The organism is Archangium sp. (genome assembly GCF_036389735.1).
Lineage (GTDB): Bacteria > Myxococcota > Myxococcia > Myxococcales > Myxococcaceae > Archangium.
On sequence record NZ_DASVWK010000321.1, the window covers coordinates 1 to 8,434 of the forward strand.

The window sequence follows — 8,434 nt, forward strand, 5'->3', positions numbered from 1 at the left end:
TTGTTCCACCTGGAACGCCCCGTCCTTGGAGACCCATCGCAAGGTCTGCTCCCCCACGAGGAGCTCGACCTGGGGGCCCGTGAGCAAGGTCCGGCGCACCGTCATCCGCCCCAGCTCCACGCCACGGGGGCCATACACCTCGAACTTCGCCGTCGCGCCGGCCTGGTAGCTCTTCCAGATGTAGGCGAGCAGCTCGCCCTCCGCCGACTCGACGAACCAGTTCCATTCCTCCGAGTCACCTTGGGAGATCGACTCACGTCGGATGCGGACCAGGACGCGCGCATCCTCGGAGGCGCGGACCTCCCAGCGGTTGTTGCTCTCCGGGGAGGCGAAGCGGAACCCCCCGGACACTCCGGGTCCCGGCAGTAGGAGATCCAGCGGCTCCCCCTCCCGCGAGTAGCGCATGGGACCCTCGGGTCCCTCGCGCAGGGAGAAGACCGAGCCACGCGTCGCGACGCGCTCCATCCGCTCGACGAGCTCCTCCCACGCGGAGTCGCGGTGCTCGGGACGGAACTGGATGACCATCTGCCCGGAGCTACCGCTCCCGCTCCCATGGCGGAGCACGACCCCGAGGGACGTCCGCTCGATGTGACCGACGTCCGCGTAGCGCACCATCTCGTGGCGCAGCTCCGTGCCCAGCCGCTTCTGGTGGGGGAACACGCTCTCCACGCGGTCGGCGAAGAAGGTGAAGCGCCCGAGCTGCTCGACGACACGCAGCTTCCACAGGTAGTAGCCCATGGCCGCCAGGAGCCCGCCGACAACCGCGACAAGCGCCGCCTCCGGCCCGAGGATGGCGAGGGCCACGAACGCGAGCCCCATCGAGGGCACGAGCGCTACCAGCATGAAGGAGCCCGTGTAGAGCACCTTCTGCCCCGGAGAGAAGTACATGCGCAGCGTGCGGGGCCGTGCCTCGGGAGGGGCAACCTCCTGGGAGGGGGGACGCGGAATCGGGCGCGGTGAGGGCATGGAGCGTGAGCGTGTCTACAGACGGCCGTCGAGGAAGTTGCGCACCAACCGGGGGCCCTCGGGCGTGAGGACGCTCTCCGGGTGGAACTGCACGCCCACCACCGGCAGCTCGCGGTGCCGCAGGCCCATGATGAGCCCATCCTGCGTCCAGGCCGTCGGCTCCAGCTCCGCCGGCAGCGTCGTCGCCTCCACCACCAGCGAGTGGTAGCGCGCCGCCTGGAAGCCCTGGGGCATGCCCTCGAAGATGCTCCGGCCCTCGTGGCGGATGGACGCCGTCTTGCCGTGCACCGGCTCCGGCGCTCGCACCACGTTGCCGCCGAAGACGGCCCCGATGGACTGGTGCCCCAGGCACACGCCCAGCACCGGCACCTTCGCGGCGCGGATGGCGGCCATGCTCACCCCGGCCTCGTGCGGCGTGCACGGGCCCGGCGACACCACCAGGTGCGAGGCCCCCGAGGCCGCCACGCCCTCGATGTCGATCTCATCGTTGCGCGCCACCTTCACCTCGGCCCCCAGCGTGTAGAGGAGCTGCACGAGGTTGAAGGTGAACGAATCGTAGTTGTCGATGACGAGGATCACCGCAGACCTCCTTCACGCGCCTGCTTCAGGGCCGTGGCCATCACCCGCGCCTTGGCCTCGGTCTCGTCCGCCTCCTTCGAGGGCACCGAGTCCGCCACGAGTCCCGCACCGGCCTCCCAGAGCGTGCGGTCCCCGTCGATGAAGAAGGTGCGCAGCGCGATGGCCAGGTCCAGCGCGCCACAGAAGGACAGGTAGCCCACCGCGCCCGCGTAGGGGCCGCGGCGGGTGGGCTCCAGCTCGTCGATGATCTGCATCGCGCGAATCTTCGGAGCCCCCGACACCGTGCCCGCGGGGAAGGTGCAGGCCAGCGCGTCGAGCGCGTCGTACTTCGCGTCCAGCTTCCCGCGCACCTGCGAGACGATGTGCATCACGTGGCTGTAGCGCTCGACGACCATCAGGTCCTCGACGCGCACCGAGCCCGGCGCGGCCACCCGGCCCACGTCGTTGCGGCCCAGGTCCACCAGCATCATGTGCTCGGCGCGCTCCTTCTCGTCGGCGAGCAGCTCCTTCTCCAGGGCCACGTCCTCGACCTCGGTGGCGCCGCGACGCCGGGTGCCGGCGATGGGGCGCACCACGACGTCCCCATCGCGCACCTGTACCAGCAGCTCCGGAGAGGCGCCCACCAGCGCGCGCGCCTCGCCCAGCTCGATATGGAAGAGGTACGGCGAGGGGTTGATGCGGCGCAGCGCCCGGTACAGCGACAGCGGCGGTGGCGCCCCGCGCGCCTCGAAGCGGCGGGCGAGCACCACCTGCATGCAGTCCCCCGCGCGGATGTACTCCTTCACGCGCTCGACGCCCGCCTCGTAGCCGGCCCGGTCCCAGTGGACCGAGACCTCCGCCTCGCCGCGCATGGGCGGATGCGGGACATAGGCATCCACGGGCAACGGGCGCAGCAGACGATCCGCGAGGGCCTCGGCGCGAGCCTCGGCATCCTGGAGGGCCTGGGCGACGCTGCCGTGGCGGGACGGCCGGGCGATAGCGGTGGCGTGTAGCGTCTGGGTGCGCGAGTCGAGGGTGACGAACTCGTCACACAGAAGCCACTCGGAGTCGGGGAAGGAGATGTCCGGGGAGTGCCGGTCGGGCACGTGGCGCTCGAACCAGGACATGCAGTTGTAGCCGAGGTAGCCCACCAGCCCGCCGACGAAGGGGGGCTCGCCGGGGAGCTTGGCGACGGCGTGCTCGCGCCAGACGGAGCGCAGGACCTCGAGCGGCTTGCCCTCGAGCCGCTGCGAGTGGTCGCCGCGCCAGAGGGTGCCGCCGTTGCGGTCGAGCCGGAGCCGGCCAGAGGGGGCCGTGCCGATATGGCTGTAGCGACCGAAGCGCTCGCCACCGTGGCAGGACTCGAGGATGAAGCCGCGTGCGCCACCGAGCTTGAGGTAGGCGGACAGCGGGGTGTCGAGGTCGGCGGGGAGCACGACCGAGACGGGGACCGCCTCGCCCTTCTCCGCGCGTTGGCGGTAGGCCGCCTTGCGCTCTTGAGCGTTCATCCCTCTGTTATCCCCCGTCCGGGGGGGCCGGAAAAGGGGCCCGGCCCCGGAGCCGCGCCGCCTCCCTCGCTTGACAAGGCGGAGCAGTTCCTGGGTCACCTGCCGAGCGGGCTTGCGGTGGGTACGGACGCTCAGCGACGGGGAGCGAAGAGCCACTCCAGGCCGCGCCACACGTTGTCGCGCCAGGCCGGGTAGTTGTGGCCCCCGTGGTACTCCCGGTACTGCGCGCGGTGGCCAGAGGCCTGGAGGATGGGGAGGATGCGCTGGTTGCCCTCGACGAGCCCCTCGAAGTGGCCGCAGTCCATCCACACCTGGAGCGGCCGGGACGGAGCGGCGCGGGCGAGGTCGAACACCACGAGGTCGTGGTTCCAGATGCTGAAAGCGCCCGACTGCGAGAGCACGTGGCCGAAGACCTCCGGTGCGCGCAGGCCCGTGTACAGGGCGATCAATCCGCCCAGGGACGCGCCGAGCACGGCATGGGCACCGGGCTCGCGCGTCTCGTCCACGAGGTTCAACTCCTGGTGGGCGAGCGGCAGCACCTGGTGCCGCAGGAAGGCCAGGGTGGCCTCGCTACAGGAGTACTCGACGGTGCGCGCGGCACCACCATTGGCCACCATCGCCAGCGCGAGGGGGCGGATGCGGCCCTGGGCGATGAGGTTGTCCACCAGGGTGGGCAGCTTCACGCGCCGCAGGTAGTCGGGCCCATCAAATACCACCACGAGCGGGCAGGGCTTGGAGGTGGGAGGCGCGTAGAGGTGCACCGCGCGCTGCCGTCCCACGCCGAGCTCCCGCGTCTCCACCAGGTGCCGGGTCACGGTGCCGCGAGGCACGCCCCGCTGCGCCCGCGCGAGCGGCGTGGGCTGGGACTCGGGCATGTGGAAGAAGTGGTTGAAGTCGCCGAAGCCGTTGGGGACGAGGCGCTCGTTGAGAGGATCCCTCACCCGCCGCCCCTTGGCGTCCTGGAACGCGTACTCCACATAGGTGTCGCGAGGCAGCTTCAGCGTATGGATCCACAGCCCCGGCGCCACCTCCTTCAGGGGGACGGGCTTGCCCGACCATTCCTGGAAGTCCCCCATCACGGACACGGGCTTGCGCCCGCGCCACACGAAGGTGGCCGTCTCTCCGGTGATGACGGGTGTGCCCTCGGCGCGGGCTCTCTGCTCCAACGTGTGGGTGTCCATGGTTCAGTCCAGGGAAGAGTGGATGATGTCGGCGGCCACGAAGCTGAAGGCCATGATGGAGAGACTGGGGTCCACCGAGGGCGCGGTGGGGAAGACGCTGGGGTCGGAGACGTAGAGGTTGTCCGTGCCGTGGACGCGGTGGTCGAAGCCCACCACCGAGGTCCTCGGATCCGCGCCCATGCGCGCGCCGCCACCGGGGTGAGGGGCCGCGAGGACATTGCGCGCGGGGCGGAGATCCACCGAGTCCACGGCCTTGTCGACGTCCTCCAGCCGCGTGATGCGGGTGTCGCGCACGTCCCCGAGCAGCACCTCCCGGGCGCCGGTGGTGAGCAGCAGCTTCGCCTGCTTGCGCAGCGCATCGCGCAGGCGCGGGCCGTTGTTGCCGGTGATCGGGACGTGGACGCGGCGCCGCCCGTTCTCCAGGGAGATGCGCCCGTCCTCGGCGTCGTCGATCCACGAGATGGCGCCGCCGAGGTTGGGCAGCTTCGTCATCAACTCCCGGTGCGAGGCGCCGATGCCGGGCAGCACCGCGGCCAACATGCCCGGGTGGATCTGGTTGGCCATGAGCAGGTAGCCGCCCTCGACGTAGCGCGGGCCGTCGTAGCGCGCGAGGCGGAACTCCTCCACGCCCCAGGCCGCGGGGATGTTGCGCCACTGGATGATGGGCTCGTCGTAGAGCGCATGGACCATGGCGGAGGGGTTGCAGAAGAAGTGCTCGCCCAGGGCGGGCAGGCGCTCCTTGAGGCCCTGGCGCAGGAGGAACTCGGGGGTGGCGAAGCCGCCGGCCGCCACCACGTAGACGCGCGCGGTGACGCGCACCCTGGGCCCCGAGGGCTGGCCGGTGGCGCGGTCGAGCACGGAGGCCTCCAGGGCCTTCACCTGGGAGCCCTCGAAGACGAGCCGCTCCGCGCGGCAGTCCGAGTAGAGGCGCCCGCCCGCGTTCACCATGCGGGGGAGGTACGAGACGAGCTGGCTCTGCTTGGCGTCGTAGGCGCAGCCCACCATGCAGTAGCCGCTGCGCACGCAGCCCTTGCGCGCCTGCGGTACCCGGGCCACGTGCCAGCCCAGCTTCTCGGCGCCCTCGCGGATGAGCTGGTTCATCCGGTTGACGTAGGTATCGTCCGCGAGGTGGACATGGAGGTCCTGCTCCACCTGGGCGAAGTGCGGGGCGAGAATGGCCTCGGTGTGTCCCTTCAGGCCGTACTGCTCCTCCCAGAGGCGGAGCCGGTCCGGAGGCGTGCGGTAGCTGTCGGCCCAGTAGTGCACGCTGGCGCCGCCCACGTTGTTCCCGTAGGTGAGGGCAACGGACAGGTCGACCGAGGTGTCCAGGCCGCGCCCGCCGTCCACCTTGGCGAGCATGTTCGTCTCGCGCTGGTCGAAATCGGCGCGCGTGTAATAGCCGCCCTGTTCCAGCACCACCACGCCATGCCCGCGCTCGGCCAGGCGCGCCGCCAGCGAGGCCCCGCCGCAGCCCGAGCCGATGATGCACACGTCACAGGACTCGGTGACGTCCGACTCCACCTCATGGCCCTGGCGAATCACGAGCGCTCCCCCCGCGCGAGGCGTCCACGCGATTCGGTGGCGAGCGACTGGTAGCGCGCGCTGGACTCGGGCGGCAGTGGCTGTTGCACCCAGGGCCCGTCGTAGCCGATGGCCTTCCAGGTGTCCGGATGCCCGTAATAGAAGAGGTGGGCCATCTGCTTGAGGGCCACGGCGGCCTGCACCACCACGTCCTGGTCCGAGGCCAGCATGCGCTGGAAGGCCTTCTCGCGGGAGGGCACGTCCAGGCTGCTCAAGCGGCCCGGGAAGCCGAAGAGGAGCGGGCCATGCTCGAGGAGCTGGACGGCGGCCTGGAGATCCTCGCGCATGGCCTGGGGCTGGGCCCAGACCTCCTCGTCGATGCGCTGATGGACACCGAGCGCCACGCCCGAGGGCAGCGCACCCGAGGCGGGGAAGAACATCTCCACGAGCGCGCGGACGACACACAGTTCCTTCACGGAGAGCCCCAGGGCGACCTCCCCGGCCTGGAGCTGGTAGCCCGAGGTGAGCCACCGCAGCCCGCTGCCCATCAGGAGCAGCGACCCGCCGCCCAACCCCGCGGCGAGGAAGCGCCGCCGTGTCATCTTCAACATATGGGGGCGGACGGTAGCCGCCCCGGACATGCCCTGCCAACCTACCGGGCGAGCGCGGTGCGTACCGGGCGGATGGCGACCATGCCCAGCAAGGCCGCGAAGAGCCAGCGGCCCCAGCGGAAGCCCTTCTCCACGGGGTGGTTGCGCGGGGCCTTCTCGGCGAAGAGCGACACCATGCCCTTGAGGAAGTGGCGCATGTCATGGGGCCCGCGACTGGTGAACCACAGCTCGTCGCGCACGCCGGACTGGTCCATCCACTGTCCGCCCGCGTTGCGGATGTCGTCCTTGATACCGGGCCAGGCGGCCAGCTTGCGCCCCTTCACCAGCCCCGCGGACACGAGCACCCAGGGACCATGGCAGAGCGTGGCGATGGGCCTGCCCAGCCAGTTGAATTCCCGGACGAAGTCGAGGGCTTCTTCACTCTGGCGGAGAGCGTCCGGATTGACGTAGCCCCCGGGGATGAGGAGCGCGTCGAAGTCCTTGGGCCGAACCTTCTCCACCGTCTCGTCCACGCGGACCTTCTTGCCCGGGTACATCAGGTTCATCCCGCGGATGCGCCCCTTGTGCAGGGAGATGACGTCCACCTGGGCGCCCCGCTTGCGGAGGGCTCGCATGGGGAGGGTGAGCTCCACCTGCTCGAAACCGTCCGTGACCAGCGCGCCCACGCGGATGCCCTTCAACGTCTTCCTCGCCATGCCCTACCCCTCCCTGGATTCGTGCCCTGAAATCGTCGGCATTCCGCCCGCATGCGGCACCCCTGGGCTCTCCAGGCTGGAGACCAACCAGGAGAGCATCCCCTGGTCATGGACCGAGCGTCTGGGCCGCTTCCGGCGAGCCGCAATACCGGGTCACCACCTGGCGGGCGAACTCCGTCGTGCACACGGTCACCACATCATCCAGGTCCTGGTTGAGGTGGAGCACCTCGGTAGGCGCTACCCCGGCTGGCTCCTCTATCCAGAGGTAGAGCAGCACCTCGCGCAGCACCGCGAGTTCGGCCAGTACCTCCACGAGGTCGAAGTCCTCTCCCACGCGCTGGAAGGCATGCACCCGGGAGAGCCTCTGGCTTCCATAATCATCGGTGGAGGCGCGGTCACGCAGCCTCGCTGCAAGCCAGTCGATCAGGTCAGGAACGTGGTCCTCCAGGCTTGCCTCGGAGAGCTTTCGTGCATCGCTGAGCGTGCGCACCATCTCCTTCCAGCGACCGAGGACCTCGTGCTTGTGGGCTTCGATGAGTTGGGCGAGTCCCATGGTTGTTTGAATGTCGGGACCTGCGTTCCTGCCCGCAAGGCCCCCTGGCCTCGGGTACAACGGGTGTGCCCCCAGGCAGGATGCCAACCGTCCCAGAGGGAGCCCTATGTCGAAGGCCTTCACGAAAGAGGATGCCGGCTCCGAGGAGGTCGTCCTCCCGCCGCGCCCCCGCTCGACCTCCGGCGAGAAGCGCTACATCACTCCCGAGGGCTACCAGGCCCTCCAGGAGGAGCTCGCGACGCTCACTGCCTCAACCCCCCGCGAGCAGGCGCGCCGGGTGCAACAGCTCACGTCCATCCTGGAGGAGGTCAAGGTGGTGGCCCCCGAGCCCCCGGACGAGGAGCACGTCTATTTCGGTGCGTGGGTGACGCTCGAGGATGAGGAGGGGGCGGAGACGACGTACCGCCTCGTCGGCGCGGACGAGGCGGACGTGAGGGCGGGCCGGCTCAGCGTGGAGTCGCCGCTGGCCCGGGCCCTCCTCGGCAGGGAGCTGGGCGAGTCCGTCCGGGTCGAGCGCCCGCGTGGCGCCGTCGAGTACACCGTCGTCCGGGTCACCTACCGGGCCCCGTCGGCGTGAGAACTCACCTAGCTTTACGAAGACGAGCCATTCTGGCCTTTACCACAATTGCAGCGAACCCCATTGCCTTCTCGATGCCCTCGTCAGAAGACGCGAATCCAAGCAGAAGCTGTCCAACAGTGACGGCATCAAACCTGGATTCGATTGCCCGCTGCGAAGCCTCATCCACTGAAAGCGGATGAGCTTTTTCGGAGAAAGGATTCTCTCGCCCCACAGCATCTCGCCTCTGCGACTCATCAACAAACATCTCTTCTTGCCCCGAAG

The 8,434-nt window shown here is 69.7% G+C and carries 10 protein-coding genes; 1 reads left to right on the forward strand and 9 read right to left on the reverse strand.

Features of this window, described 5'->3' with window-relative positions; all coding sequences use genetic code 11:
* From VF794_RS11315 to VF794_RS11350, 8 genes are all read right to left on the reverse strand, one after another.
* Nucleotides 1-966 (reverse strand): hypothetical protein (locus tag VF794_RS11315; protein WP_331109595.1); only part of this gene is annotated, 966 nt, incomplete at its 3' end.
* Between the two features lie 15 nt (nt 967-981).
* Nucleotides 982-1,545: an aminodeoxychorismate/anthranilate synthase component II gene (locus VF794_RS11320; RefSeq protein ID WP_331109597.1), complete on the reverse strand. Its 564-nt coding sequence runs from the start codon at nt 1,543-1,545 to the stop codon at nt 982-984.
* Nucleotides 1,542-3,032, reverse strand: a complete 1,491-nt coding sequence (locus tag VF794_RS11325) for an anthranilate synthase component I family protein (RefSeq protein WP_331109599.1) — start codon at nt 3,030-3,032, stop codon at nt 1,542-1,544. Before VF794_RS11325 ends, VF794_RS11320 begins: the two co-directional genes overlap by 4 nt.
* A 131-nt stretch (nt 3,033-3,163) precedes the next feature.
* Nucleotides 3,164-4,213 carry an alpha/beta hydrolase-fold protein gene (locus tag VF794_RS11330; RefSeq protein WP_331109601.1) on the reverse strand — a complete coding sequence of 350 codons (1,050 nt, stop codon included), beginning with the start codon at nt 4,211-4,213 and terminating at the stop codon, nt 3,164-3,166.
* Nucleotides 4,214-4,216: 3 nt separating this feature from the next.
* Nucleotides 4,217-5,755, reverse strand: coding sequence for a GMC family oxidoreductase (locus VF794_RS11335; RefSeq protein WP_331109602.1), 1,539 nt, complete (start codon nt 5,753-5,755; stop codon nt 4,217-4,219).
* Nucleotides 5,752-6,345 carry a hypothetical protein gene (locus VF794_RS11340; RefSeq protein ID WP_331109604.1) on the reverse strand — a complete coding sequence of 198 codons (594 nt, stop codon included), beginning with the start codon at nt 6,343-6,345 and terminating at the stop codon, nt 5,752-5,754. Before VF794_RS11340 ends, VF794_RS11335 begins: the two co-directional genes overlap by 4 nt.
* A gap of 41 nt (nt 6,346-6,386) precedes the next feature.
* Nucleotides 6,387-7,040, reverse strand: a complete 654-nt coding sequence (locus tag VF794_RS11345; protein WP_331109606.1) for a type 1 glutamine amidotransferase domain-containing protein — start codon at nt 7,038-7,040, stop codon at nt 6,387-6,389.
* A gap of 106 nt (nt 7,041-7,146) precedes the next feature.
* Nucleotides 7,147-7,593, reverse strand: a complete 447-nt coding sequence (locus tag VF794_RS11350; protein ID WP_331109608.1) for an RsbRD N-terminal domain-containing protein — start codon at nt 7,591-7,593, stop codon at nt 7,147-7,149.
* A 106-nt stretch (nt 7,594-7,699) separates the two neighbouring features.
* Here VF794_RS11350 and VF794_RS11355 point away from each other — a divergent pair, with 106 nt between their 5' ends.
* Nucleotides 7,700-8,170 (forward strand): GreA/GreB family elongation factor, encoded by a 471-nt coding sequence (locus VF794_RS11355; RefSeq protein WP_331109610.1) that lies wholly within the window; start codon nt 7,700-7,702, stop codon nt 8,168-8,170.
* A gap of 4 nt (nt 8,171-8,174) precedes the next feature.
* On the opposite strand, the gene VF794_RS11360 is transcribed toward VF794_RS11355, so the two are convergent.
* On the reverse strand, nt 8,175-8,434 hold a 260-nt coding region (locus VF794_RS11360), incomplete at its 5' end, for a hypothetical protein (RefSeq protein WP_331109612.1).

Bases quoted from the DNA above. Each gene is read 5' to 3' on its own strand.
- VF794_RS11325 (WP_331109599.1), bottom strand. From the start codon at position 3,032: ATGAACGCTCAAGAGCGCAAGGCGGCCTACCGCCAACGCGCGGAGAAG.
- VF794_RS11330 (WP_331109601.1), bottom strand. From the start codon at position 4,213: ATGGACACCCACACGTTGGAGCAGAGAGCCCGCGCCGAGGGCACACCC.
- VF794_RS11340 (WP_331109604.1), bottom strand. From the start codon at position 6,345: ATGTTGAAGATGACACGGCGGCGCTTCCTCGCCGCGGGGTTGGGCGGC.
- VF794_RS11345 (WP_331109606.1), bottom strand. From the start codon at position 7,040: ATGGCGAGGAAGACGTTGAAGGGCATCCGCGTGGGCGCGCTGGTCACG.
- VF794_RS11350 (WP_331109608.1), bottom strand. From the start codon at position 7,593: ATGGGACTCGCCCAACTCATCGAAGCCCACAAGCACGAGGTCCTCGGT.
- VF794_RS11355 (WP_331109610.1), top strand. From the start codon at position 7,700: ATGTCGAAGGCCTTCACGAAAGAGGATGCCGGCTCCGAGGAGGTCGTC.